At 43.0% G+C, this 25,884-nt stretch carries 22 protein-coding genes and 1 riboswitch; of the genes, 13 read left to right on the top strand and 9 right to left on the bottom strand.

Annotated elements, in window-relative coordinates; translation table 11 throughout:
- Positions 1-10 precede the first annotated feature (10 nt).
- A complete protein-coding gene (locus NST94_RS29250) occupies positions 11-895 on the bottom strand; it encodes a carbohydrate ABC transporter permease (protein ID WP_038573901.1) in 885 nt (294 codons plus the stop codon).
- An 18-nt stretch (positions 896-913) separates the two neighbouring features.
- The gene (locus NST94_RS29245; protein WP_076124267.1) at positions 914-1,834 is read right to left on the bottom strand and encodes an ABC transporter permease subunit; all 921 of its coding nucleotides are present in this window, start codon (positions 1,832-1,834) and stop codon (positions 914-916) included.
- A 148-nt stretch (positions 1,835-1,982) separates the two neighbouring features.
- Here NST94_RS29245 and NST94_RS29240 point away from each other — a divergent pair, with 148 nt between their 5' ends.
- From NST94_RS29240 to NST94_RS29210, 7 genes are all read left to right on the top strand, one after another.
- Positions 1,983-2,726: a glycoside hydrolase family 16 protein gene (locus NST94_RS29240; RefSeq protein ID WP_076301536.1), complete on the top strand. Its 744-nt coding sequence runs from the start codon at positions 1,983-1,985 to the stop codon at positions 2,724-2,726.
- A gap of 120 nt (positions 2,727-2,846) precedes the next feature.
- Positions 2,847-4,229, top strand: coding sequence for an SMI1/KNR4 family protein (locus tag NST94_RS29235; protein WP_076181774.1), 1,383 nt, complete (start codon positions 2,847-2,849; stop codon positions 4,227-4,229).
- Between the two features lie 265 nt (positions 4,230-4,494).
- Entirely contained in the window at positions 4,495-5,541 is a 1,047-nt protein-coding gene (locus NST94_RS29230) for an alcohol dehydrogenase catalytic domain-containing protein (protein ID WP_248548889.1), read from the top strand.
- Positions 5,542-5,577: 36 nt separating this feature from the next.
- A complete protein-coding gene (locus NST94_RS29225; RefSeq protein WP_081383197.1) occupies positions 5,578-7,518 on the top strand; it encodes an alpha-amylase in 1,941 nt (646 codons plus the stop codon).
- Between the two features lie 15 nt (positions 7,519-7,533).
- A complete protein-coding gene (locus NST94_RS29220) occupies positions 7,534-8,670 on the top strand; it encodes an extracellular solute-binding protein (protein ID WP_076301535.1) in 1,137 nt (378 codons plus the stop codon).
- 20 nt (positions 8,671-8,690) lie between these two features.
- Entirely contained in the window at positions 8,691-9,350 is a 660-nt protein-coding gene (locus NST94_RS29215) for a dihydrofolate reductase family protein (protein ID WP_036682374.1), read from the top strand.
- A 75-nt stretch (positions 9,351-9,425) separates the two neighbouring features.
- Positions 9,426-10,790, top strand: a complete 1,365-nt coding sequence (locus NST94_RS29210) for an MATE family efflux transporter (RefSeq protein WP_076181778.1) — start codon at positions 9,426-9,428, stop codon at positions 10,788-10,790.
- Between the two features lie 149 nt (positions 10,791-10,939).
- Here NST94_RS29210 and NST94_RS29205 read toward each other — a convergent pair whose 3' ends face one another.
- Both NST94_RS29205 and NST94_RS29200 read right to left on the bottom strand, forming a co-directional pair.
- Positions 10,940-11,107, bottom strand: coding sequence for a DUF4352 domain-containing protein (locus NST94_RS29205; protein WP_081387811.1), 168 nt, complete (start codon positions 11,105-11,107; stop codon positions 10,940-10,942).
- A gap of 322 nt (positions 11,108-11,429) precedes the next feature.
- The gene (locus NST94_RS29200) at positions 11,430-12,860 is read right to left on the bottom strand and encodes a PLP-dependent aminotransferase family protein (protein WP_339281530.1); all 1,431 of its coding nucleotides are present in this window, start codon (positions 12,858-12,860) and stop codon (positions 11,430-11,432) included.
- Positions 12,861-13,013: 153 nt separating this feature from the next.
- Here NST94_RS29200 and NST94_RS29195 point away from each other — a divergent pair, with 153 nt between their 5' ends.
- Positions 13,014-13,562: a pyridoxamine 5'-phosphate oxidase family protein gene (locus NST94_RS29195; RefSeq protein WP_036682364.1), complete on the top strand. Its 549-nt coding sequence runs from the start codon at positions 13,014-13,016 to the stop codon at positions 13,560-13,562.
- A gap of 153 nt (positions 13,563-13,715) precedes the next feature.
- Here NST94_RS29195 and NST94_RS29190 read toward each other — a convergent pair whose 3' ends face one another.
- The 3 genes from NST94_RS29190 to NST94_RS29180 form a co-directional block, all read right to left on the bottom strand.
- Positions 13,716-14,543 carry a hypothetical protein gene (locus tag NST94_RS29190; RefSeq protein ID WP_339281529.1) on the bottom strand — a complete coding sequence of 276 codons (828 nt, stop codon included), beginning with the start codon at positions 14,541-14,543 and terminating at the stop codon, positions 13,716-13,718.
- Positions 14,510-15,085 carry a C39 family peptidase gene (locus tag NST94_RS29185; protein ID WP_076124249.1) on the bottom strand — a complete coding sequence of 192 codons (576 nt, stop codon included), beginning with the start codon at positions 15,083-15,085 and terminating at the stop codon, positions 14,510-14,512. Before NST94_RS29185 ends, NST94_RS29190 begins: the two co-directional genes overlap by 34 nt.
- Before the next feature lie 267 nt (positions 15,086-15,352).
- Complete coding sequence (locus NST94_RS29180) at positions 15,353-16,828, bottom strand: DHA2 family efflux MFS transporter permease subunit (RefSeq protein ID WP_339281528.1); 1,476 nt, start codon at positions 16,826-16,828, stop codon at positions 15,353-15,355.
- 214 nt (positions 16,829-17,042) lie between these two features.
- Between NST94_RS29180 and NST94_RS29175 the strand changes: the two genes are divergently transcribed.
- The 4 genes from NST94_RS29175 (at position 17,043) to NST94_RS29160 (ending at position 22,155) form a co-directional block, all read left to right on the top strand.
- Positions 17,043-17,549, top strand: a complete 507-nt coding sequence (locus tag NST94_RS29175) for a TetR-like C-terminal domain-containing protein (protein WP_339281527.1) — start codon at positions 17,043-17,045, stop codon at positions 17,547-17,549.
- A gap of 68 nt (positions 17,550-17,617) precedes the next feature.
- On the top strand, positions 17,618-18,325 hold the full coding sequence (locus NST94_RS29170; protein ID WP_339281526.1) for a DNA alkylation repair protein: 708 nt from the start codon (positions 17,618-17,620) through the stop codon (positions 18,323-18,325).
- A 6-nt stretch (positions 18,326-18,331) separates the two neighbouring features.
- The gene (locus NST94_RS29165) at positions 18,332-20,230 is read left to right on the top strand and encodes an ABC transporter substrate-binding protein (RefSeq protein ID WP_339281525.1); all 1,899 of its coding nucleotides are present in this window, start codon (positions 18,332-18,334) and stop codon (positions 20,228-20,230) included.
- Between the two features lie 282 nt (positions 20,231-20,512).
- Positions 20,513-20,595: riboswitch (glycine riboswitch) on the top strand.
- Positions 20,596-20,742: 147 nt separating this feature from the next.
- Entirely contained in the window at positions 20,743-22,155 is a 1,413-nt protein-coding gene (locus NST94_RS29160) for an amino acid permease (RefSeq protein WP_076191542.1), read from the top strand.
- Between the two features lie 165 nt (positions 22,156-22,320).
- Here NST94_RS29160 and NST94_RS29155 read toward each other — a convergent pair whose 3' ends face one another.
- Positions 22,321-23,292, bottom strand: coding sequence for a metallophosphoesterase (locus NST94_RS29155; protein ID WP_339281524.1), 972 nt, complete (start codon positions 23,290-23,292; stop codon positions 22,321-22,323).
- 416 nt (positions 23,293-23,708) lie between these two features.
- Here NST94_RS29155 and NST94_RS29150 point away from each other — a divergent pair, with 416 nt between their 5' ends.
- Positions 23,709-24,872 (top strand): HAMP domain-containing sensor histidine kinase, encoded by a 1,164-nt coding sequence (locus NST94_RS29150; protein WP_248548897.1) that lies wholly within the window; start codon positions 23,709-23,711, stop codon positions 24,870-24,872.
- Between the two features lie 106 nt (positions 24,873-24,978).
- Here NST94_RS29150 and NST94_RS29145 read toward each other — a convergent pair whose 3' ends face one another.
- Entirely contained in the window at positions 24,979-25,884 is a 906-nt protein-coding gene (locus tag NST94_RS29145) for a DUF5643 domain-containing protein (protein ID WP_280753219.1), read from the bottom strand.

Genomic DNA, 25,884 nt, shown 5'->3' with positions numbered 1-25,884 from the left:
ACTCACACTCTTATCCCTTAATGGCGCCAATCATCACGCCTTTGACCAGATAGCGTTGAATGAAAGGATAGACTATCAGAATAGGCAGTGTGGCCACCATCATGGATGCAAATTTAATAGAGTTGCCGGGAAGTCTTGCGCCGAATTGCGCCATAGCTTGCTGCTGCATGAAGGACATAGAGTTCTCCGCAATGATTTTGTACAGCATGGTCTGCAGTGGCAGTAATTCCTGCGAACGGATGTAGATGACCCCCTGGTAATAATCATTCCAATGATAAACGGCTGAAAAAAGCGATATAGTCGCAATGACAGCCATGCTATTGGGCAATACGATTCTGAACAGGACACCATAGTCTGAAGCACCGTCTACCTTCGCAGATTCCTCCAGGCTGTCAGGTATGGTGCGGAAGAAGCTCATGAAAATGACCATATTAAAAAAAGTGTACATAGAGGGAATGATGAATATCCAAAAATTATCATATAAGCCCAGCTTCGTCATCAGAATAAATGTAGGGATCAGCCCGCCTGAGAACAGCATCGTAACCAATGCGATTTTAAGATACAGCTTGCGTCCGATCAGATTAGACTTGCTCATTCCGTAAGCAATAATGGCGGTAAACAACACATGCGTTGCTGTCCCGATCACTGTGCGCAGAGTGGTAATGTAAAAACCGTTCATCATTGTCTTATCATTGAACACAACACTATAGCTGGCCAGCGATAATTCTTTGGGAAACCAGTTGACGGTGCCCAGGGATGCCTGCTGCGGCGCGTTAAGCGAGTTAATGAATACAAACCACATCGGGTACAGTGTTAAAAAGCAAACCGCCAGCATCAGCAGGGTGTTGCAGACCTCAAATACTCCAATTTGCCGAAATCTTTTGCGTCTTTCCATACCTCTGTCCTCTCCTTTCTAAAAAATGCTGTCGCCGGTTAGTTTTTTGGATGTGTGATTGGCCAAAAACAACAAACCTAGCGCCACAATAGAGCGGGCGAACAGGACGGCTGTTGAGAAGGAATGGCGCCCGGAGACCAACCCCATGTTGTAGATATACAAGTCTAGGCTTTCCGCCATCCTCATGTTCATATTGTTCTTCAACATAAAGATCTGCTCAAAGTTACTGCCGAGTATCCCGCTGACAGCGAGGATGAACAAAATAGCGATGGTGGGGCGTATGCTCTGAATGGTGATATGCCACATCCGTTGCCGCCGGTTTGCGCCATCCAGCTCAGCCGCTTCGTACAGCCCCGGATCAATGCCGGATATTGCCGCTATGTAGATAATTGCGCTCCAGCCGGTTTCTTTTAACGTATCGGTGAAAAAGGTGATCCACCAAAAGTACTTAGGGTCGCTGTTAAACAGGATTTCGCGTTCCTGGAGCCCGATTGCCATCATCAACTGATTGATCACACCGCCCTCGCCCAGCCAATTGAGCGCAATGCCGCCAAAAATCGTCCAGGCAATAAAGTGCGGCAGGTACGAAATGGTTTGTACCGTTCGCTTAAAACGAAGACTCCGTATTTCATTCAGCAGCAAGGCAAACAAGATAGGAATGGGAAAACCCAAGACCAGCTTGATGCTGCTCATCCCCAGCGTATTGCGAATCGAACGCCAAAAACGCTCATCCGTCAAAAAATCCTGAAAATGCTTCAGCCCGACAAACGGTGATTCTAGTAAGGGTTTGGCGATGCTGTAGTCCATAAATGCAATAATGAGCCAAAACATAGGGATATAACAAAAGATAAACATCCAGATGATTCCCGGGATAACCATGCTTTGCAATTGCCACTGCTTAAAAAGCGCTTTCATTTGTTCCGTTCTGTATTGGAACATTTTCCGTGCCCCCTTTCTATTTCATCGTATGAAAAAGCGTATAGGAAAAAAAGCCCATGATTATCGACCCTATCCCATTTTTTTAGATTTGTTTGACCAGCCGCAAAAATTAAGTATGCTGTGATTAAATGAAGGGAGTGTGCAAAGGATGAATAAACCTATATGGGAACAGAATTTCTTAGATAGAAATGCCGATTTAAAGCTATGGAATATCCGCCTTGGCAACGACTTGTTAGATAATGAGGGTAATCCCATAGACCCAGGTTGGGGCAACGGAGAGCAGCAGTATTACACGGATCATTCCAGCAATCTGTATATCGATGAATTTGGCTTAAATCTGTGCGCACGCAGTGAATCCATTGGAAAGGATGGGCGCAATTTTGCATATACCTCGGCTCGTTTGGATACAAAGGACCATTTTTCCTTTTGCTATGGGAAGTTAGTTGTGCGTGCAAAGCTGCCGGTGGGGCAAGGGGTTTGGCCTGCCATCTGGTTGCTTCCGCAGGAACAGGCTTCCGGACCTTGGCCAGCTTCCGGCGAGATTGATATCATGGAAGCCAAAGGCCGCTTGCCTCAGCAAATATCCGGAACACTGCACTACGGAAAGGATTGGGAACATCAAATCGTCGAGGAGTTCTCGCACCATTTTGAAAGCGGAACCATTAATGAATTCCATGATTATGCACTGGAATGGACCGCCAGTTCGATTCGATGGCTGGTAGACGGACATTGCTTTGCCGAGCGCTGCTTGGAGCCAGGAGTTATGCCCTTTAACGAGTCATTTTATCTGGTGCTGAACCTTGCAGTGGGCGGCTGGTATGACAATGTAGCGGTTGACGAGGCTGCACTGCCAGCGGTGATGACGGTTTCAGAGATATGGCTGTACCCATAATTAAGAATCTTTGTGAGGCTCTATTATCGATTTTCAATACCTACATCCCATCTGGTAGAATAGGGAAAACCATATTTCTCTATATTCTAGTAACTTGATTATAAGCTTGGGAGGTAGACCATGGACAAAGAACTAATCGCACAGCTGACACAGTGGCATGAAGATGATGAACACCAGAAGATTGTAGACACTCTGATGGAGATTCCTCCAGCGGACAGAGATTACGAGATGGTCAGCAGTCTGGCAAGAGCGTATAACAATTTGGAACGTTATGAAGAAGCCCTTGAACACTTCGCGAAGATTGCGGAACAAGGACAGAATGATTATCTGTGGCATTTTCGTGTGGGATATTCCTACTATTATTTGAATCGATATGAGGAAGCGGTGAGAGTGCTGGGTATTGCCCATGACCTCGATCCGGATGATGAGAATACGGCCATGTTTCTGAAATTCAGCCAGCGCAAGCTACGCAAAGAACAACACGCCGCAGCCAGACAGGCAATCAGAGAGCAACATAATGATTCGGGGACGACTGTAACTCCTTTTGAAGGGATGGACCTCTCCGAATTTTGGAAAGATAGCGATTATGCGCTAAAAGAATATGTTTCGGCCCCGCCTACGGATGAGCTGATTGCTTCTGTAGAAGAAGAACTAGGTTACAAGCTTCCTGCCTCTTATATCAGTCTGATGAAGCAGCACAATGGGGGAGTGCCTTATAATACCTGTTTTCCTACGGAGGATGCGACCTCATGGGCTGAGGATCATATCGCGATTACGGGCATTATGGGCATCGGACGTGAGAAAAGCTATTCACTCTGCGGCGATCTCGGCAGTCCGTTTATGATTGAGGAGTGGGGATACCCTGACATTGGCGTGGTAATTTGCGATTGCCCTTCGGCAGGTCATGATGTCGTGATGCTGGATTACCGGAATTGCGGGAAGGACGGTGAACCCGAGGTGATTCATGTGGATCAGGAAGATAATTATGAGATTACGTTTCTGGCCCCAGACTTCGAGACGTTTATACGCGGCCTGGTGAGTGATGAAGAATACGACACCTCTGAAGAAGATAAAGAGGAGGATTTGCGCAAAGTAGCCGTAGGCCAATTCTCACCATTGCTTGCGAAGCTGTGCAGCCATGTGTCTGAAGTAGATCAGCTTGAGCATAAGATCCGTAAAGTATGTACCCGAATCGTTGAAGAGAAGGGACACTTCTCCTTTCATGCGGATGAGCTTTCTACTCTGATGTATGATGTGCAGTTCTGGCTATACACAAGCTCTTATCCAAATACGAGCCGTCAACAATATCTGGATGTATATGAAGAAATGATTGCTTTTGGCGGCGAGTTCGGCCAAGGCGGGTATGCTCCCGGCTGGATCAGCGATTGGCTGGATGGCCGAATACGGGAAGGACTGATCGTTCAGGAAAACGGGGTGCTTAGCTTCACAGATCAAGCTGGCTCAGAGGTCATTGCACGGCTGGAAGCGGAAGCTGCAAAATAGGAGACGTTGATTCGGGATTTATTCCCGTGCGGTGCTCGATTGATCACGATAGTATTCAAGGGTCATCCCACAAGGGATGGCCCTTAAACTTGCCGTTTCAGACAGTGCAATCCGCATAATAAGCGAAAGAAAATTAAAGCGCTTACTCGTGAGCGTTTATATAAAAATGTAATTATTAACATTTTTCGACAACATTCACCTTACTTTTACATGGTAGTTATGATATATTCTGGGCGAATATGGATAACAAAAAAGAGAAAGGGGAATGAGTATGGAAGCGTTGGTGTGGACATCCAATCATAAGCTGGAGCTCTGCGAATGGGAAGAGCCGCAGATTGCAGCACCGGATGAAGTCAAGATCCGGATTGAGATGACAGGTGTATGTGGAACAGATTTAGCAGTCATAACTGGGAAAGAGGAGGGGGTTCCAGGGGTCATTCGTGGTCATGAGGCAGTAGGGACTGTAATCCAAATCGGCAGCAACGTTGACCGTGTTAAGGTAGGCGACCGCGTAGTTATCGATCCGAATCAAAGCTGTGATGAATGCTATTTTTGCCTGAAGAAACAGCCGCACCTCTGTACGGGCATCGATGGAAATGGGATGCCTATTGCGGGTTTGAATCGAAATGGGACATTCACTTTTTTTTACTCAACTGCACAAACGTTTGCACACCGTCTTCCCGATCATATGAGCTGGGAGACGGGGGTTTTGATTGAGCCGCTTGCCTGTGTACTGCACAATTTCAAAGAAGCCAATGTCACAGCAGACGACAAGGTACTTATTCTTGGATCGGGTCCAATGGGACTGTTAAGCCAAATTGTGAGCAAGTCGAAATCTGCGCTCACGGTAGCGACTGAAGTCAATCCCTATCGGCTAGCTTTTGCCAGAGAGATCTCAGATTTTGCTCTAACCCCTGCCCAATTAAATCAAGCTACCGTAGACAAAATCTGTGCGGGACATAAGTTTGATGTGATTATCGATACGGTGGGCACTCAACTCGAAATGGCGGAAAAGTGGATTGAACGTGGAGGCCGCATCGTTCCTTTTGGTATTAATGCGAAGTATCGCTACACCTTTTCCCCTACCAAATTCGTGCAGCATGCAATAAAAATTATAGCAGCAGGTGAATACCGCTACATGTTCGAGGAAGCTTTGCGGTTTGCCGCTGAAACTCCTGAAATGGAGAAACTAGTAACTAGAAAAGTTAAGCTCAGTCAGCATGAAGCAGCGATAGATGAGTTAATCGGCTATGAATTGAACTCTTTGAAGGTGGTTGGGAGTGAAACCGTAAAGACGGTTTTTGTTCCCTAAACGTAAGACTACAATCAATGAGAGGTGGCACTGTTGATGAGCAATGATAGCAAATTCAGATTAATTCAAGATTACTTGTCTACACAAAAGGCCAAAGAGGTAGAGCCAATTTGGATACCCGCAGTGTGGAATGAGTGCCAATATGAACGTGTTCTCTTAGAAAAAGAGGGTGAAATTTGTGTACACCCGTATGATTTTTTGACTGATCATTTGAATTATGTGGACAGGCTTTCGTGGAGATATCTGCTTAAGGAACGCATAAATCTGGACGATAGCGCGATCTATTCTTCGCTTATTCGCTATTCTACGGCTTGGGATTACAACCATGACGGAAAAATTGAATCGGGTACTTTTTTAAGATTCTTTATTCTTCTGCCTCTGCTAAAGAAAATGGGCATCAATATTCTGTACATGCTTCCAGTTAACCAGTACAGCAAGTTGAATCTGAAGGGGGATATTGGGTCCCCTTACGCAGTGCAATCGTTATTCCATTTGGACGAGAACCTGCACGATAGCCTATTGGATGATATGGAGGAGTTTACGATCCACGATGAGCTCAGCGCTTTGGTAGAGGCTTGTCATTTACTTGATATTAAGACTGTTGTTGATTTCATTCCCCGTGTGACGGCGAAAAACAGTGTGTTCATTACCGAGCATCCTGAATGGGTGTATTGGATCAAAATGGACGAATTAGAAGGCTTTGCGCCGCCCGCAATTCCCCAGCTTGGATTTTTTGAGGAGTGTACGCCGGACAAATTGGAGACGGTCTACCGCAGCCAGGAGACAGCAGTATTTCTGCGGAAGTTCACGCCACCGCCCAATGAACTCCATCCAATCCTTTGGCAGCACTTGAAAGAGAAAGCTGCTAAAACAGGAGAGGAGCTATTAACTTTGGTGGAGCAAGAGATGGGGATAACAACTGCTCCAGCGCATTCGGATTGGATAAATGATGTGCAGCCGATTTGGACAGACATTACGTTCTTACGCCTCTACCAGGATTTCTCTCCGCAAGTGAGACATCTTATAAGTCCCGATCAGGCGCCATATGTCCTTTTTGATACGATTAAATGCAATGACTACCCGGGAGAGGAGCCGAATCTGGAGCTGTGGGATGTTCTGGAGGAGGCAGTACGGGTTAATCTCGAAAAATATGGGATTGACGGCTTCCGCATCGACATCGGACACGTGCTACCTATTCCGTTGTTGACTCGTATTTTTGAGACGATTAAAGAGATGAATCCAAATGCGATCTTAATCAGCGAAGATTTGTTCAATCGCAACCACAAGAAGGCAGCAAACACCGGCTATAACATTATGCTTGGCAGTGGATGGAACGTCATGACACAAATTACTAAAGACAATCTCGTTTCATTCTTAGAAGAGCTGCCTGAGTTGAATATTCATGTGTTTGCCTGCGCAGAAACAGCAGATACTCCTCGGATCACCAGCCGTGGCGGTGTTGAGGTTGCTCGGATGATTGCGGTATTTAATCAATTTCTTCCGAACGCAATTCCATACGTGACAACGGGTTATGAAATGAATGAGGAGCAGCCGCTCAACTGTGGTCTTGGAGACAACACGAACGGAGAGGAGATTTCCCGAGCTTTTTTTAACGTCATGCAAATTAATTGGACCAATCCTACACCGATGCTGCCGCTGTTGGCGGAGCTAAGTGAACTCAAGAGAGATTGGCGCCACCTAGTGAAGCCGGAAAACTTTTTCGTGGCTCAATCCCCGGAAGGTATTGTTCTGTATGGGTATATGCAAGGGGATGAAACGCTGCTGTGCTGCTTTAACTTGAGTGCTGATGCTTTCTGCCAAGTTGATTTGAAGGTAGCCGTACCTGGCCGATGCCCAATGACGGTAACACTGGATAGTTCCTTAACGGGTAGCAGCGTAGGTCAGGCGTTCGACTGCTTGCTGCTTGCGCCTAATCAGGCTCTAGTGCTCGTAAACAATCATAGACAATATAGGTAAGGGAGAGAGGCTGCAATGGAAAAGAACAATAAGGAAGTCGTGGTATGGCATGAGTTTGATGGTCCGGGAGATACCTCGATTGAGGTGCTGGAGGGAATTTGTAAGCTGTATACAGAGCGCTTTGGGGTACAAATTACGCCACAAGTCATGAATATTACGGAGCTGACTGCGCGCCTGAACCAAATTAAGGATACCCAGCAAGGTCCGCATCTGGCGATGGTTCCTGCCGACATGTCCTCCTATGTTGAGAACGGTCTTTACTCCGAAGTGCCGGGCGGGCTATTTGGCGATACGCTGACTGAGGGTGCCCTTTCAACGATGCAAATGAATGGTGTTCAGTATGGTATCCCGGTATTGCGGGGCAATCATCTGGTTGTGTATTACAACCCGTCGATTTACCCTAGTGCGCCGACGACATGGGACGTGTTCGAAGAGGCAGCAGAAAGGTTATCCGCCCAAGGTATCGTACCGATTGGAGCAGACTTACAGCAAGGCTATTGGTTTATTCCGTTCCTTACAGCTTTCGGCGGCTGGCCTGTACAGAATGGAAAGCCGAATATCGTCACCTCTGAAATGAAGCAGGCGCTTCAGTTTATTAGCGACAAGATGGATCAAGGCGTGCTCGTTAGTCTCGACGGCTCCACAGGACTGCTTGAGCAGTTCATTGACGGCAAGATCGGCGCCATTATTTGTGGCGAGTGGATTTATAACCATCTAGATAAGCATATGAACAATAGGCTTGCGGTTTGCCAGCTTCCGAGCATCGAAGGACGGCAATCGTTATCCATGTCTTCTTCTATCGGCCTGATCTACCCTAATCATTCATTAACGTCCGAGGAGCGGGAAGATATTTTATCATTCACGCGCTTTATGCTGAGTGACGAATGCCAAACTATGTGGACGCTGGGTGTACAGCGGATTCCGGCTCAGGAAGAGGTGCTAAACCGTCTAGCGGCCTCTGCTGCGCCTAACAAAAAGATGATTTTATCACTTTTGGATCATTCACGGCCGATGCCGACTTATCCCTTCATGATCCATGTATGGGAGGCGTTAAATGCGGGTCTTATTGAGCTGCCCTTGAGCAATCCTGAACAAGCATTGAACAAAATAGAACAGACTATTCAAGCCTCTTGGGGCACATTTAAAAGCTAATTAGAGATGGGGAGAGCCAAATGAAAACAACGATATTCAGCCAAATTTCTATTGATGGAAAGCTCACTATGGGCGCTGGTAATTCGAGTAAAGAGCTTTTTTCTTTGTTTTCCAGTGAGGATATGGAATTTATTCATCTATTCCGGGGGAAGGTGCAGGGAATTATGGTCGGCAAAAATACAATTTTGACGGACAATCCCTTCCTTACTAATCGGTATGAGGAAAATAAAAATCCAATTCGTATCATTCCGACAACTACCTTGGATATTCCGCTAGATTGCAATGTACTCTCGGACCAAGGGAAGACGATTATTGTCACGACCGAGAAAGGACGGGATGAAGAAAAAATCAAACAGATCCGGCAAAGAGGAAAGGAGTGCCTTATCTGCGGCGAGGATAAAGTCGATTTTGTGGAGCTTGAACGTCAGTTGGAGGAGAACTATGGGATTACCAGTCTGATGGTCGAAGGCGGCGGATTCTTAAACTGGCATATTTTCAATCAGGATATCGTCGATGAGATTATTCTAATGCAGCTTCCAATCATCATAGGCGGCTCCACAAACATTACTTTAGTGGATGGAGACGGTTATCAGCAATTGAACTTTGCGAAAAAGTTCAAGGTTGTAGAAATTCAACCAAAAGATAACTACACGCTCATGCGCTACAAAAAGGTGATCTAACCTCACACTAAGTCATAGACTGCGAATGGCTATAAGTTCTGGAAAAATCGAGAATATGGGGGTTGTGAACGATACATGTCAGAGAAAGAAGATTTCTACAAAAGTGTGTATAAAATCGCTGTGCCCGTTACGCTTCAAAGCTTGCTGATGGCATTGCTTAATTTGACGGATCAATTGATGGTTGGGCAGCTGGGAGATGTGGCAATTGCCTCGGTGGGGATGTCGACCAAAATATACGGGATCATCGCGGTTGTCTTGGCCGGTTTATCGACGGGTGTATCCATATATGCAGCCCAGTTTTGGGGAAATAAAGATTCCAAAAGCGTCTCTCAAGTACTGGGTCTCGGACTGATCACCGGCTTTGCGTTCTCGTTCCTGTTCTCTGCGGCTGTCTTTATCGATTCGCCGCTCTTTTTGAGCCTATTCACTACAGACGTGAATGTAATAGATGAGGGTTATATCTTTCTCCAGATAATGTCGATCGGTTTTGTGCCTGTCATGCTCACGATGATGTATTCCGCGATTTTACGCAGTACTGGCCATGCCAAATGGCCGATGTATGTAAGTCTAATTGCAGTTGGCTTGAATATTATACTGAATTACGTACTTATTTACGGTCATTTCAGTGCTCCTGCGCTTGGTCTGAAGGGCGCTGCCATTGCTACTCTTATCTCTAGGGTCTTCGAATGCTTGTTGATCATTGGTGCCGTGTACCGGTATCGTTTACCGGGAGCTGTCGGGTTAAAGAACTTATTCATCGTTCCTAAACCGCTCATTCGCAAGTTTTTTGGAACGACCTATCCGCTGCTACTGACTGAATTGATTTGGGTATTGGGTGAAACGGCATATGCGGTCATTTATAGCCGTATGGGGACGATGGAAATGACTGCAATGACCATTACCTTCCCACTTCAGGGTCTTTGCATCGGTTTATTATCGGGTCTGGCTAGTGCAGCAGGGGTAATGGTTGGCAACCGTTTGGGTGCGAATGAATCTGATATCGCACTCGATCATGCGAAAAGGTTCATTCGTCTAGGCATCATTATCTCTCTGATCGTCGGGGTTATCATTGCGGCAGGCTCGAAGCTGTATGTCTCTGCGTTCAATATCTCCGAGGACGCTAAACAAATGAGCATGTATATCGTTATCGTGTTTGCTGGATTTCTTTGGGTCAAAGTATCCAATATGATTATAGCCGGCGGTATTCTAAACAGCGGAGGAGACAGCAAGTTCGTATTCGGCATGGAGTCTACCGCAACGTGGCTGATAGGTGTTCCATCCGGGCTGTTGCTGTCATACATTTGGAAGCAACCTGTCTACCTTGTGTATCTCGTCATCTCGCTGGAGGAGGTTGTCCGCTTTGGCTTCGGCTACGCCCGGATTTACTCCCGTAAGTGGATGAGAAATTTAGTTAGTGATCTGGCTGAAAAAGCTATGTAATGTACGACCTGATTGGGTCGATGTGGAGTATTAACCTCCCCTAAATTGGATATCTCTTCACTTAACAATGCAAAAGGTACTGCCTCAAGGTAGTGCCTTTTGCATTGATTTTTAAATATTCAGTTGGGTGGTTTATGATCCATATAGTATTATTTCAATTCAATCTGTCCTTGTTCGGTTCCCCAGAACCCAGTTTGGACATTCAAAAGAAAGCCAGTCATATCTTCTGGGATTTCAAATACTACATTGCCTGTTTGAGCCAATCCAGGATTGATTCCTTCATATAAAAAATAGTCTCCGGAAGTAGTAATCAACATGCCTTTGAGTAGTTTCTTGGTAAGTTTTTAATAGTATTAGTGCAGTGTTTGAATATTTCTCGGGAGCCGTAGATGAGAGAAAAATAGGCCGCACTCCATGAAAAGAGCGGCCTATTTCTTTTTACATTTACTTAGGTTGCTTACGTCTTCTGAGATAGGCCCAGATCACAAATACCGCTGCTAGAGCAATAATGGCGCTAATGGTAATAGACCTTGTTAGGTGATTATTATCGTCCGGATAATACGCGGAAGCAATGGTTTCATAAATCTAAAATAGTCTATGGACTGTTCAACAAATTTTGTGAGTGCTGCGGAGATGATTTTATAGGATCAGCTCCGCAAGACGATGAATGCCCTGCTCAATTGCTGCCTCATCTACTTTTGCAAACCCTAATACCCATCCTTTTCTTTTGCTATCCAAACAATAGGGCCCAAGAGGGTACACACGTATTCCATGTTGTAGGGCTAACTTTGTCACAGCTTCCTCGTCGAATGTTTCCTCAGCTTCTAATAACATATGTAATCCAGTTTCTACTCCACTGAGCGTGAAGCACTCCCCTAAACCGCTAGCCATAATAGCTTTTGCCATGACCTCGTGTCTTCGCCGGTACACATTTCTGACTCTTCGCATATGGCGCATAAAATGACCATTTTTAATGAAGTGGGTTAGTGTTAGCTGATCCATAATCGGAAGATGACGGTAAGTCAGCTCCTGCACCTTCGCTAGCTGAGCAATTGCCTCGACTGATCCAACAATAGCCGAAATACGAATGCCTGGTGTAATCATTTTAGAGAAACTCATGAGATACAAAGTATTATTAGATGCCTGACTAAACAGCGTTGGTAGCGGCTCCCCGCGATATCGAAATTCACTATCATAATCGTCTTCAATGATCCAAAATCGTTCTTGAACGGCCTTATGCAGCAATTGTTGCCGGCGGGGCTCCGACATAACGACCCCTACTGCGCACTGGTGGGAAGGGGTGGCAAAGACCAGTTTGGATTGCGGGTGAATATGCTCAACCACTAGACCATACTCATCAACAGGAACGGGTACCACATTCATACGGCGGTATTTCATTGCCATCCAAGCAGCTGGGAAACCTGGATCTTCTACTGAGACAGTGTCCCCATCAGCTAAAAGTGACTGTGCGATTAAGTCAATACTATGCTGAGCTCCTGAGGTCAACAGAATCTGATTGGTTTGGACATGTATGCCCCGTTCAAGTGATAAATAACGCTGTATTTGCTCACGTAATGGTGTGTACCCGTAGCAGTTACCGTAAGCCCAGCTTGATAAATCCATTTCAGCGGATGCCTGGAGCAGCGATTGCCGCCAGTTTTTTTGAAATTGTTCATCCAAATAGGGTTCATGGGGACTGAAATCAATATCCACTTCTAGCGGTTCTTTACCTCTGAACCAGTCATGTAATTGATCAACAGCTGAGTCTAGCAAGGAGAGTGAAGGAGGTGTGGGGCCCTCTGTTTCTATTTCCTTCGTTGATATAGCGACTTGCTTCCATGTACTAACTCGCGTCCCTCCCCGGCGGGAGGTAACTGTATAACCCCGACTTAACAATTCCTCATAGACGATCTGTATAGTTGAGCGGGAGACACCTACGATGTGCGCAAGTTCGCGGGTAGGAATCAGTAGTTCTCCTGGTGCCCAGACTCCGCTAGTAATATTATGGATCGCTTGATCAAGCAATTGCTGCCAGATCGGTCTCTTATCATTACGAATTACTTTCATCATCGTACATACCTCCAAATAGAAACTCCAATCATAAAAAGCTGATTATGGATTGCTCTAAACAGCGAATTATGGATATTTTAATGCAATCCATTCATTGATATACTACCGTAACAACGCAGGTATCCGCAATTTAAATAAAAGGAGAGATTCGATATGAATTCGGTTCGTTACAAGACCAGGGAATGCCTAGATCAAGAGAAGATTGAAAGGTTCCTTCACCAAACGAGATTAGGTTATCTGGGGTTGGTTGATGGGAACCTCCCTTATGTTGTGCCACTTAATTATGTATGGACTGAAGGGAAACTGTATATTCATGGGGCTGGAGATGGAAGACGTAATCAGGTCATGCGTGATAATCCGGAGGTATGTTTTACGGTATGTGAGGAATACGGAACTATTACAGATCCGGTACCAGCCAAAACGGATACAGCTTATATGAGCGTAATGATTTTTGGACAAGCAGAACCAATTTCAGATTTGGATGAAGCCACACACGTACTTCAGGAATTGATCAATAAATACGTACCGGGTTATTATAATCGCCCCTTGTCCAAGCAGCATGTGGAAAAGTATAGATCGGCTGTATTTGGCGGTCCGGTTCAAGTTTATCGGGTAATTCCGTATCATATCACGGCAAAAGAAAGTCCTATTGAAGCAGAAAAAATGTATAAAAGGGGCATGGGTACTGGACGAGATGTTTAGCCGCAAGATACCATTACAAATGGTGTCATGCTAACGAGGTCTTTGGCAGCCTTTATGTCCTAATCATATGGGGAGAGGGAGGCTTTTTAGAGGTACTATCTATCAAAGTAGGCCGCAATCCAATGAAGGAGGGCGGCCTACTTATTTTTACATTTATTTAGGTTGTTTACGTCTTCTGAGATAGGCCCAGAACACAAATACCGCTACTAGAGCAATAATGGCGCTAATGGTGATAGACCTTGTTAGATGATTATTATCGTCCGCATAATATGCGGAAGCAATGGTTCCCGACCCATCCTGCTCGTCATCGGAAGAATCGTTCTGCATCGTTTGTAACACATCAATTAAATGCCCGGGTGCTTGAGGCTCTGAAATATTGCTTAGTCCTTTTGTTTCTGCTGATGAGGCTTGTTGTGGGGCGATGATTAGTTCCTGATTGTCTTTCTTGAAGGCAGCTATATATTCGTCCCGCTCACGGATAAGTGTAGGCTCACTCACTTCACCCTCAGCTTCTAGTGAATGAATAGCATAGGCCAAAGTATTAGGATTTCCTCCAAACTCAGTAACTTGATAGGACCCGTTTGAATCCTTTTGAATGATCATTTTAGATTTGGGTATTCCGCCCGATAAAATAAGAAACTCCCAGTTGTCTTGGGGTGTGACCGTTTCAATCAGACTATCGGAAGCCGCCCTAAGCTTAGCGCCATCAATAAAATGAATCTGCATTCCTTGACCTACGGTAATTTCACTAATCTCTGCTTCATTGTTGTAACCATACCCTTCAGGATCTTTAGATAGCCCTTCTTTAATCAATGTTAATCCTTCTGTATTTGCAAAAGAAACAACATCTTCAGTTACGGTCTGAGCCCATACAGGTGAGAAAAAAGTCAGAAATAAAACGAATGAAGTTACAGTTAACAGCAGCGTTTTCTTAATGGGAAGCCTCCTTAAATATATTTGTTGAAGCCATGAAGTCCCCATCTCCAGGTTCTATCGTAGCTGGAGCCACCTTTAACGTTGGTGTATAACATGGAGGTTTTTGTGCCCCCACTCGGGTTCATGTGTTGAATCCAATCATTTCCACTATATGTGTCGTACCCATAGATAACTACTGCGTGCCCGCCACCGGTAGCACTATTCCATTTCCAGCTTACATATATAGGACTGCCAACATTATCAATCTGGTTTTTTACATCGCTGTAAGATAGTGCTCCTGTATGATTCCAACTGGAGACACCATAATCATGAATGCCTTCTTGAACAGTTCCATAAGATTCACTCTCGTCTGTTGTACAGCCGGAGGTTCCCTTCACATGATCATAAAAAGAACATTGGCTTACAGAGATTCCGTAATATTGAAGTATGGTAACGCTAGTCGCAGCCCAGCACCAATTATTCTTAGCTTGTGTAGCTGTAGGGTAGCCAATTAAATTAGTCGCATATGCTTGGGAAACAAAAGAAAAAAGAAAGACTGAAACAAAGGTTCCAACAAGCATCAATCTCTTTTTTAAAGATAATTTCATGAATGGAATCAGCTCCTTATTATGGATTAATATTCCTTTTAATAACACTATTAAAATACCATATATTAACTTATGTGTAAAGTTTACATATTTTTCCGTTTTTATAATAGAGTCTACACATTTGATATGGAGAGGGGGATACTGATATGGATAAGAAAATATTGATGCTCGTAGGAATACGTGCTCCAATGATCCAAAGCAAGCCATTCATAACAAAAGCCACTCCGCTAAGGAATGGCTTTTCTTCATTTACTCTGCAATTACTAGTTACAACTGAGGTTCTTCCTTGCTAACTAGGTTTGCTTTCTTTTCAATCATGAGCTTGTTTTTCGTGGGCATAAATAAGGTTATAACAAATGCGGCAATGGATAAAATCATCATGAAGTAGTAGGCGTCACTTGCCCCAAGAATTGATGTAAGGGATTTAAGAATGTCAGGAGTAGTGGAGGGATTGTTCAGCATCACTGTAGTTGCATGACTTGTTGCCTGCACTGTATAAATTGTAATTACGACAGCAGTACCAATGGCCCCGGCAATTTGGCGAACGGTATTGTTCACAGCTGTACCATGAGTGCCAAGTTGTTTGGGCAACGCATTTAGTCCGGCTGTATTGAGTGGCATAGTAATGAAGCTTAATCCAATTCGCAGGCCAATGGTACGAATCATTAGATACGTATACGTAGTTGATTCAGATAAATCTGTTACCGCCCACATAGATGGAATAATAAACAATAGACCAATGATGAACAGCGGCTTCGCACCGAAACGGTCGTATAGTTTACCGGTGACGGGTGACATGAACGCATTTACGAGTGCGCCCGGCAACAATAGTAGTCCTGCATCAAATGCTGTAAACCCGCGGCCATTCTGCAGATAAATAGGCAATAAAATCATATCTGCGTACATCATCATCGTGATTAATACGTTAATAAGAGACGTCATCGTAAACACTTTATTTTTGAAGACCGACAGGTTTAGCAGCGGATCATCCGATTTGATTTGTCGAAGACAGAATACGGCTGTTACCACGACCCCAACCCCTAAGGTCAGGATCACGATTACATCATCCCAGCCTTTACTGCCTGCACTACTGAAGCCGTATAAAATTAAGCCAAATCCGACGGTTGATAAAAGAACACTTATGACATCAAGCTTCGACTTAGACGTCTCAGATACATTCACTAAATACTTGAGTGCCAACGCTATAACAATGAGGACAAGTGGAATAAGCCCGATAAATAACCAGCGCCAAGAGTGGTATTCGACAACAAAACCCGCGAGCGTTGGCCCAATAGCAGGAGCAAATATCATCGCCAGTCCAAGCAGTCCCATAGCGCTGCCACGTTTTTCAACGGGGAAGATCGCCAGCACAACACTCATCATGAGCGGCATTATAATGCCAGCACCGGCAGCTTGGATCATTCGTCCGATTAAGAGTAGACTAAAGCTCGGCGCTGCTGCACAAATTATAGAACCGATTAATAAAAATGACATGGCACTTATAAATAATTGCCGTGTTGTAAAACGTTTCATTAAATAGGCCGTAATCGGAATCAAAATCCCGTTGATCAGCATAAATCCTGTTGAAATCCATTGTACGGTTGTTGCCGTGACATCAAATACATCCATCAGACTACTTAAGGCGACATTTAAAAGCGTCTGATTGAGTGTGGATAAGAAACAACCAAAGATTAAGATGGTTAGTAAGATCCCTTTATTTATTTTCTTAATGTCTTCTTGCATGTTGCAGTCCTCTCTTCATTGCTTTTTCGACATAGTGTCAATAAAATAAATCATATCAGGATTTAAATAGTATTCCTATTTGCAATTTTATTGAAAATGTCGACTAATCGACAGAATAGGCAAATTAGTTGATGAAAGGCCATTTAAACGATAATAGAGGGATGAAATGACTGAACATAAAAGAGTTGACCCACGAGCTATTCGCTCAAAAAAGATGCTTAAGAACGCCGTTTTTTCATTATTGGCCGACAATGTGGAGATTTCGCAATTGACCGTCCAAAAAATCGCCAACCGCGCGGAACTAAATCGCGCAACATTTTATTTGCATTATGAGGATATTAACGATTTATTGCGCCAGATCGTACATGAAATCTTCGATGACCTGTCCATGAAGGTTGAACCGCTATTACAAATGAAGAGCAACAACGAACAGGAGCAGCTGGTCACCTTTTTAAATTATTTTTTTGAATACCGGAAAGTTTTTGCTGTATTGATTGAGCATAAAGGCTTCAAAAAAAACTTGACCAACCTGTTAAAAAGTACTGTCGAAAAACGAAGAAACGCGAGGAACATTGACCTTACTAAGGAGGTAGTCTCCGTTGATATTATTGCAGCCTCACTACTGGGGATTATTATGTGGTGGATTAAGGATGGCAACCAATATAGCGCTGAATACATAGCGGGGCAAATTACCTTGATGTATAAAAGAAGGTATTTATAAGGGCTTTTATGATATATTCAAGTAAAGTTTGAGTCCCTAGCCAATAATCTAAAAAGGAAGTGCGAACAATGGATTTAGAAACGGTCATGCAAGAGCTTCAAGCTCTCGGCAAGGAACGCACCAAGAAAATATATCTATCCAATGGCGCGCACGAACCGCTTTTTGGTGTGGCCACAGGCCAGATGAAGCCTATCTTCAGAAAAATAAAACATAATCAACCCTTGGCCGAGCAGCTTTATGCTACGGGAAATTACGACGCTATGTATTTTGCCGGGGTGATCGCGGAGCCTAAAGCAATGTCAGAGTCGGATTTTGAGCGGTGGATTGCTGGCGCTTATTTCTATATGCTATCGGACTTTGTGGTGGCAGTAACGTTGGCGGAGACGGATATTGCGCAAGAGGTTTCTGATAAATGGATTGCAAGTGAGATAGAGCTGAAAATGTCGGCGGGCTGGAACTGTTACTGCTGGCTGCTCGGAAATCGCCCGGACAGTGAATTTTCCGCAGAAAAATTGGCCGCTATGTTGGAGCTTGCAAAAAACACGATTCATGAAGCTCCTGAGCGAACGAAATATGCAATGAACAATTTCATCTACACTGTGGGCGTATCCTATCTGCCGCTTCATGATAAAGCGGTTGAGATTGCAAAGGAAGTTGGCCCGGTGAAAGTCCATACCGGTAGTGCAAAAAGCAAGATTTTGAATGCTTCAATTAATATTCAAAAGGCAGTTGATAAATCGCAGCTCGGCTTCAAACGAAAACATGTAAGGTGTTAGTCAATCATGGACATCAATGACCTTATTGCTGTATGGAATCACGCGAATTGCAAAGTAGTTGATATTCGTCGGATGACCCTTAGACCTGGCGAATCTATACCTTCCTATTACGTCCCCTCAAGGCTGTTTCTTATGTCGATTCACGGTAATGCTACAGTTAACCTGGGAAGCCAAGTTCACCGTTTACAGCGCTTTACAGTGCTTCATGTAGGCAAAGGAACTGTGCTCAACATTGACGCAGGCAGCGAGGGGCTGGATTACTATAGCATTTATTATAAAGTGAGTATGCATCCCTCACTACCCTTAGAGATTGCTACGCTATACGAGGGCGCTAAATCCTTTGATCATTCGTACAGCATTGCGCCTGACAATTCGGTAGCGCTGTATCGCATAGTGAGCGAGATGTTTAAGGAGTGGGAGAAGCCGCAGCCGCTTGCGCGGTTGCATGTTCGCACTTTACTCCATCAGTTTGTGTATGAGCTATTTCATCAAATGTCGGTGCCAGGGGTTAATACGACTAAGCGTGATCTGGCCGCCCGGATCGCCGACATTATCCATGAACATTATACGGATAACATTACGCTGGAATCATTATCGGAAAGCCTGAACTATAGCGTCCCCCATTTATCTTCCTACTTCAAAATCCGTACTGGACTTAGCCCGATTGATTACTTAATTAAGGTGCGCATCGAAAAAGCGGTGGCACTGCTGCTGGAAACAGATGCTACGCTGAAGGAAATTGCAGTGGGTGTCGGTTATCAAGACCCTAGTTATTTGGGCAGGTTGTTCAAAAAGTACAAGGGAGTTTCCCCGATTAGCTATAGAGAATTGCATTCCAGAAAGAACAAACTAGAGGATAGTCCTGCCACAAGCATAGAATCCTCCATTGTCGCCCTTGAATCATTTCACTATACTGATTATATTGATAACGATTATCAGTATCATTTTGATCAAGAGGGAGATTCATTCATGTTTAAACATTCAAGGCCTACGCTGGCATCGGTATTGCTGTTAAGTTTCATTTTGGTACTGAGCGCATGTGGTACAAACGGTGCTACGGAGAATGCTGCCTCACAGCAGCCGAAGACCAAAATCGTTAAAACGGTTAACGGTGAGGTGGAGATCCCCCTTCATCCCAAAAGAATTGTTGCAGGTGAATATCTCGGCAGCTTAATTGCGCTTGGCATTACACCCATCGGAACCTCCGAACATCATATTAAAAATCCATATTTTCAGGAGTATTTGAAAGACGTTGAGAATATAGGGGACGGGAATGGAAATGTAGAGAAAATTCTGTCGCTTAATCCCGATTTGATTATTATGGATGATTTCTATCCTGAGCTAAATGAGCAGATGTCAAAAATCGCACCTACGGTCGTTATTCCATACGCTTCCTTAAAAACGGTACATGAGGAAGTGGCTTATTTCGGTGAGCTGCTTAGTGAAGAAGATAAGGCCAAAACCTGGCTTGCAGACTATGACAGCCGTATGGCCAATGCCAAGGAGAGCGTATTGAAGGTTGTGCCAGCAGATAGCACATTTTCCATTATTGAATGGTCTGAAAACAGCTTGATGGCCGTTGGAACAGACTTCGGCAAAGGTGGACAACCAATCTATAATGGATTGGGATTTAAGCCTCCTGCGGATATCGCCGCCGAAATGGCCGACCCGGGCTGGGCTTCATTCTCTGCTGAGGTCTTACCAAAGTATGCCGGTGACTATATTATTCTTACCTCCGACTCGAAAAAGCTGGATGAACTTAAAGCCGACCCGATCTGGGGCGCACTGCCAGCAGTCAAAAATGATCACGTATTTCTTTGGACAAGCGATCGCTCCGGCTACTGGGACCCGATAGCTATTCTGAGTCAGACAGAAGAGTTGGCGGCTTGGCTGACAAGCCACTAATAGAGTGTGTTTCAAAACATAAAGGGGCTGTCTCAGGAGTAGAATTCTACAATGAGATAGCCCTTTTTTCATATTAACCATCAGCCAATCTTGGTCTGTTGGTTGCGATGTTTCCGAAGCAATGCGTGATATCGCGTATTTCGCAGTTGAAATAAAGCGGTAATTAATGTTATTGACAAAATATTTGACAATGATTAGTATTGAAAAATATTAAAAATGAAGTTAGCGGCATAACAATTAAATAATTCGCAAGCTATGATTGCTATGGATCACACTATAGCAGGAGCAGCTTCTGGAGAGACCGTGGGGGATTCCCCCGGCGCCGAAGGGTTCACAATCTCAGGCAAAAGGACAGAAGAGTACTAGATAATTCATTTGTTATTCTGATCATCGTCAGAATAAAGGAATGTATTTTATTTATTATTCTTAGACCTAAGAGATTGGAGCGTATCCAATCTCTTTTTTGTTATCATTTTTACTTGTTATTTTTTTCACATAAGGGGGAGTTTGAAATGGCAGCACAAGAATTAAAGAGAGATTTAGAGAATCGGCATGTTCAGCTCATTGCGATTGGTGGAACCATCGGTACCGGATTATTTTTAGGATCAGGCAAAGCTATACAACTGGCAGGACCATCGATCATTTTTGCTTATTTAATCGTGGGTATCGCTATTTTTTTTGTGATGAGGGCATTGGGAGAACTTCTGTTGTCTAAAGCAGGTTATCAATCTTTTACAGATATTGCCGAAGACTATCTTGGACCGAGGGCGGCGTTTGTAACCGGATGGACCTATTGGTTTTGCTGGATCATGACGGCTATGGCCGATATTATAGCTGTTGGGGTCTATGTACAATATTGGTTTGATATCCCGCAATGGATACCCGCAGTCATTTGTTTAATTATTTTATTAGGACTCAATTTATTAACGGTAAAAAGCTTTGGCGAATTGGAATTTTGGTTTGCTTTAATTAAGGTAATCACTATTCTCGCATTGATTGCTATCGGGGTAGTCTTACTGGTGATTGGATTCAAAACAACTACCGGAACCGTTGCGCTCAGTAATATTTGGGCACATGGGGGAGTATTTCCAAACGGCATTTCAGGGTTCCTACTTTCATTTCAAATGGTTGTGTTTGCTTTTGTGGGTGTGGAATTGGTGGGCGTATCGGCAGCAGAGACCTCCAATCCAGAAAAAACTATCCCATCGGCGATTAATAAAATACCTTTACGAATTCTATTTTTCTACGTGGGTGCTATTATTGCCTTATTATGCATCAATGCTTGGACAGAACTAAACCCGGCAGAAAGTCCTTTTGTTAAAACATTTAGTTTAGTGGGGATTCCGATTGCCGCGGGGGTTATTAACTTCGTTGTATTAACTTCAGCTGCGTCCGCTTGTAATAGCGGGATGTTCTCAACAAGCCGGATTCTATACAATCTAAGCAGAAATGACCAGGCTCCAGCCAACTTTGCAAAGCTTAATAAAAATCATGTACCAAGTAATGCTTTATTCATATCCACGCTTGTCTTATCTGTAGGCGCTTTGTTGAGTAAGCTGATTCCGGAGACGGCTTTTGGCATCGTGACAACAATTAGTGCCATTTGTTTCATCTGGGTTTGGGGCGTCGTTCTAATTTGCCATTTGCGATATAAAAAGACGAAGCCGGAATTGCAGGCCAAATCAAAATTCAAAGCACCGTTTACACCCTTTGTGAATTATGTTGTTCTAGCTTTGTTTGCAATCATACTCATAATTATGCTATTTGCTGATGAAACTCGTCCGGCCTTATTGTTGACGCCTTTATGGTTTATATTATTATTTGTTTTGTATTCGATAAATAGAAGAAAGAGGGAAAGAATAACGCCTGATCCAAGAGCACGTCTCGAAGGTATTCGGACTAACACGGAGATCCGGCATGATTAGTCGATGAGGGTGCTTGCTGATATTACAGTTGGATAGGCAGACATAGAAATCCACCACCGCATACGGTGGTGGATTTTCTCATTAATGTGGTCGATGCTCTTTTTCGAACTTATGTATGCTATCGGGATATTCTTCCATGTTTTTTAATCAGTCTAAAATTATCGTCTATTTAAAATCAACTTTGATTTGTGCTATCTCACTATTCGTGCCAATTCGTAATGGCGGTCCCCAAGTCCCTGCACCAGATGTAACGATGACGTGAGGGCTGTTAGGATTCTTCTGATAGTGGCCATAATCTACTGTAAACATAGCATTGGTGATCAGATTTGCAGGGAATACTTGTCCTTGATGCGTATGTCCGCTAAATATCAAATCAACGTCATCTGCGTATTCAATCCTATTGGTTGGTTGATGATCCATTACGATAACGGGCATATTTGTATCAATGTCACTCATCACTTCTGAAGTAATTGCTCGAGGGTTCCCTTGATTACCAATCGGTGATGAATCCCTTCTGCCAACAACAACGAATTGATTATCAATAACGACATGCTCATCATTTAGAAGTTTGATATTACTCTTATCTATAAAGTTCACGATCTCATCGTATGAGCGTCCTGCATCATGGTTACCTAAACAAGCATAAACTCCATAGGTTGACTGAATAGTACTTAATAACTCTACTCCTTTGGAAGGGTTAGAGAGCGCATAGTAGTTACCATTAAATATATCTCCTGTCATCAACACCATATCCGGCTGTAGTCCATTAATACGATCAACAACGTCTTCAATAAACTTTACATCATTTACGTAGCCTAAATGTAAGTCGCTGATCAGGACGATATTTAACTGATCTAATGAAGTGTTTTTATGTATTTGGAGCGGATAGGTGACTTCTTTTAAATGATTCGCATTATAAATCCCATAGGACACCAATCCTATGACTAGAATTAATACTACGGACCTTGTATGAAAAATAACACGTGCTGGTGTAGGAGAAGGGAGGACCTTGATCCACTTACTAATTAGTAAGATTACATCTGAAAGGATCAACAGCAAGAACAAATAGAAGTAGATACCCATCCAATAGTCCCCGAATTGACCAATAAAATTAACAATATTTGAATCGGTCGTCATAGCTGAAGAAGACAATAGTAAATTAATAATGATTGTTAATGCACATAAGCTGTAGATGAGTCCATATATGATCCCGTTTATATTTGAAAATATATGTTGTAGCCAATTAAAAATCTTTCTCGCAATGTAATAGTTAGTTGCCGCGTACATAGCGAATATAAATAAAAATGCAAATACCATAGGGAACACCATCCTAATGCTTTAGATATCAGAACTAAAGTGAATACAATGATTATAGCAATAATTACTAGTTTCAGAAATTAAATGGGGTATTGAGTTTACTGGTTTTTTCAGTTATTGTTTATTACTATTTCAGCTGATATAATTCTTATTTCGACAATCAATTTAAAAGTGGTGAATTCATGAGAGAGTTCTACAGTCGGGTGAATCGAAAAACCTATTACATATTAATGTTAATGATCATCGTTCTTATGATGTCTGGATTAATACTATCTACTCTAGAGTTAGATGGAATTGATTTTGGTTATATCATTCATTTTTTATGTGTGGCGTTTCTAACGGTTTGTTTATGGATTTACCCTAAGCATGAGACACATACTTTTAGAAAGATTATCATTCTATTTGGATTTGCGTATTTTTATACGCTATTCTTTTTATATCCTCAAACTTGGACTACCTATATCCTCATTTGTCTTATTCCTGCACTCTCTATTCTATTTTTTGATTTAAAATTGTTCTATTTTTCCTTCATTATAAATGGAATACTGATGGTAATTACATTTGGCTATATCCTCTTGATTGATAGAGGGGATCTATATACATATTTACATTATGATATTCTAGGGAATTTCATTAATATAATAGCGGTTCAAGTGTTATTATTTTTCATTTTTCAAATATCATTTAAACGGATGAAAAAACAGCAGCTTTATTATGAACAATTACAGCAATCTGAGCGTTTAAAGATGGTTGGACAATTAACAGCTGCCGTTGCGCATGAAATTAGAAATCCAGTGACAGTGGTTAGAGGTTTTTTACAGTTTTTTGATGAGGATCCTTCATTTGATGATCCTATGAAAAGAAAATTTAAATTAATGATTGATGAATTGAACACAGTAGAACAGATTATCTCGCAATTTCTAACCCTTTCAAAGCCAAATGGAGAACAAAAACTAGAAAAAGTAGATGTGAAGGATGTTATTGAAAGTGTCACAGGATTGCTCCATTCCTACGCAATGTTATCTGATAATCAAATTGTTACCTATGTAGAAGAAGACTGCATGATCTCTATTAATAAAATTGAATTTAAGCAGCTGCTTATTAATATAATAAAAAATGCTTTAGAGGCTTCGGATGTTGGTAAATCTGTCTCTATTATGGCGAATAGGAACAATAATTTTATTGAGATAACAATCATTGATGAAGGAAGCGGGATGTCGGAAGCTGAGGTTAAGTCGCTAGGGACTCCTTTTTATTCATTAAAAAGTAATGGAACAGGTCTAGGATTAATGATTTGCTTTAATATCGTAGAAAAGTACGGCGGCGAAATTTATTATAGTAGTTCTGTAGGTAAGGGGACAACAGCTACTATCCGCTTTTTAGCTATAAATGACCAGTAAAACGGAACATTCTTTCCGTTGAAAGAAGGGGATTACCTCAAGCCTTCGGCCGGAGAGGTAATCCCCTTTTCCTAGATAAATATGTTTATGTTTGCTGCGCTAACGATTATTTTAGAGGGATTTTGATCTCCAATTGCTTGTTGTAATTTTTAACTACATTGCCTTTGGCATCTACTTTATAAGCCCCGGTGTTGCCTTTTTCAAATACGGCTTGATACGGTCTGATAATCAGATATTCTGCCGCTGAGCTAGGTGCTTCGAACAATAAATCTTCAGAAACCGTATTTTGAGTTGCTGCAACAGAATCCCTTGCAATAAATTCTAATTCATTTCCCAGATTATCATAAATGTCATATCCTAAAGCCTGTGCTTGGGTGGCAACCCCTTTAACCGCTAAAGCGATACGCACAGAAGTCTCTCCCGCAGCAACACGGGTGGTTTTGATTTCAAATTGGTTGTCTTTCTTTATAGCAGGCAGCTGAATGTTATGCACTAATCCTGCTTGCTTGAGAGAAAATTTAAGTACATACGGGTCTTCGATTCCGTTAAGCTTCACATGGATACTCAATTCAGAGGAAGCCAGGTTTGCCTTTTGTTGCTCAGTTAGCCATTCGGTCTGCAATACAACAACCGCCTTGTTGGCATCACCGTCACTGATCCAGCGTGGTGTTTTTAAATCAATGCCTCCTGGTTGAGTGAGCTTGGCGTCTATTCCCACAATAGTACCTTCTGCAAGATAGGGCTCACCTTTATCATTTAAAGTTACTCCTGCGAGCATTCCTGAAAATAGCGATCCCTCACGGCTCAGGTCGATCTTAATATAGTTACCATCAAACTGCGCATTGCCCTTTAAAGTAAGCTGATCGTGTGAATCGGCCACTTTTGTTGTATTCAGGGAAGCTTCAACAGCGGGTTGAGCACTGGATGCTTGGGTTAAAGTTGGCATTCCCAACGCTCCTAGGCATACAGCAGCACTTAAAATTACAGACATCTTCTTAGTCATTTTTTTCAT

The sequence above is a fragment of the Paenibacillus sp. FSL H8-0282 genome (assembly GCF_037963825.1).
Lineage (GTDB): Bacteria > Bacillota > Bacilli > Paenibacillales > Paenibacillaceae > Paenibacillus_AQ > Paenibacillus_AQ odorifer.
This window is presented reverse-complemented; position numbering and strand designations above follow the sequence as displayed.

Coding starts and splice junctions, on each gene's coding strand:
- NST94_RS29205 (WP_081387811.1), bottom strand. CDS start 11,107: ATGTTGATTACTACTTCCGGAGACTATTTTTTATATGAAGGAATCAAT.
- NST94_RS29215 (WP_036682374.1), top strand. CDS start 8,691: ATGAAAACAACGATATTCAGCCAAATTTCTATTGATGGAAAGCTCACT.
- NST94_RS29180 (WP_339281528.1), bottom strand. CDS start 16,828: ATGCAAGAAGACATTAAGAAAATAAATAAAGGGATCTTACTAACCATC.
- NST94_RS29240 (WP_076301536.1), top strand. CDS start 1,983: ATGAATAAACCTATATGGGAACAGAATTTCTTAGATAGAAATGCCGAT.
- NST94_RS29170 (WP_339281526.1), top strand. CDS start 17,618: ATGGATTTAGAAACGGTCATGCAAGAGCTTCAAGCTCTCGGCAAGGAA.
- NST94_RS29235 (WP_076181774.1), top strand. CDS start 2,847: ATGGACAAAGAACTAATCGCACAGCTGACACAGTGGCATGAAGATGAT.
- NST94_RS29250 (WP_038573901.1), bottom strand. CDS start 895: ATGGAAAGACGCAAAAGATTTCGGCAAATTGGAGTATTTGAGGTCTGC.
- NST94_RS29190 (WP_339281529.1), bottom strand. CDS start 14,543: ATGGGGACTTCATGGCTTCAACAAATATATTTAAGGAGGCTTCCCATT.
- NST94_RS29145 (WP_280753219.1), bottom strand. CDS start 25,884: ATGAAAAAAATGACTAAGAAGATGTCTGTAATTTTAAGTGCTGCTGTA.
- NST94_RS29155 (WP_339281524.1), bottom strand. CDS start 23,292: ATGACGACCGATTCAAATATTGTTAATTTTATTGGTCAATTCGGGGAC.
- NST94_RS29185 (WP_076124249.1), bottom strand. CDS start 15,085: ATGAAATTATCTTTAAAAAAGAGATTGATGCTTGTTGGAACCTTTGTT.
- NST94_RS29225 (WP_081383197.1), top strand. CDS start 5,578: ATGAGCAATGATAGCAAATTCAGATTAATTCAAGATTACTTGTCTACA.
- NST94_RS29220 (WP_076301535.1), top strand. CDS start 7,534: ATGGAAAAGAACAATAAGGAAGTCGTGGTATGGCATGAGTTTGATGGT.
- NST94_RS29245 (WP_076124267.1), bottom strand. CDS start 1,834: ATGTTCCAATACAGAACGGAACAAATGAAAGCGCTTTTTAAGCAGTGG.
- NST94_RS29165 (WP_339281525.1), top strand. CDS start 18,332: ATGGACATCAATGACCTTATTGCTGTATGGAATCACGCGAATTGCAAA.
- NST94_RS29150 (WP_248548897.1), top strand. CDS start 23,709: ATGATCATCGTTCTTATGATGTCTGGATTAATACTATCTACTCTAGAG.
- NST94_RS29175 (WP_339281527.1), top strand. CDS start 17,043: ATGCTTAAGAACGCCGTTTTTTCATTATTGGCCGACAATGTGGAGATT.
- NST94_RS29230 (WP_248548889.1), top strand. CDS start 4,495: ATGAGTATGGAAGCGTTGGTGTGGACATCCAATCATAAGCTGGAGCTC.
- NST94_RS29195 (WP_036682364.1), top strand. CDS start 13,014: ATGAATTCGGTTCGTTACAAGACCAGGGAATGCCTAGATCAAGAGAAG.
- NST94_RS29200 (WP_339281530.1), bottom strand. CDS start 12,860: ATGATGAAAGTAATTCGTAATGATAAGAGACCGATCTGGCAGCAATTG.
- NST94_RS29210 (WP_076181778.1), top strand. CDS start 9,426: ATGTCAGAGAAAGAAGATTTCTACAAAAGTGTGTATAAAATCGCTGTG.
- NST94_RS29160 (WP_076191542.1), top strand. CDS start 20,743: ATGGCAGCACAAGAATTAAAGAGAGATTTAGAGAATCGGCATGTTCAG.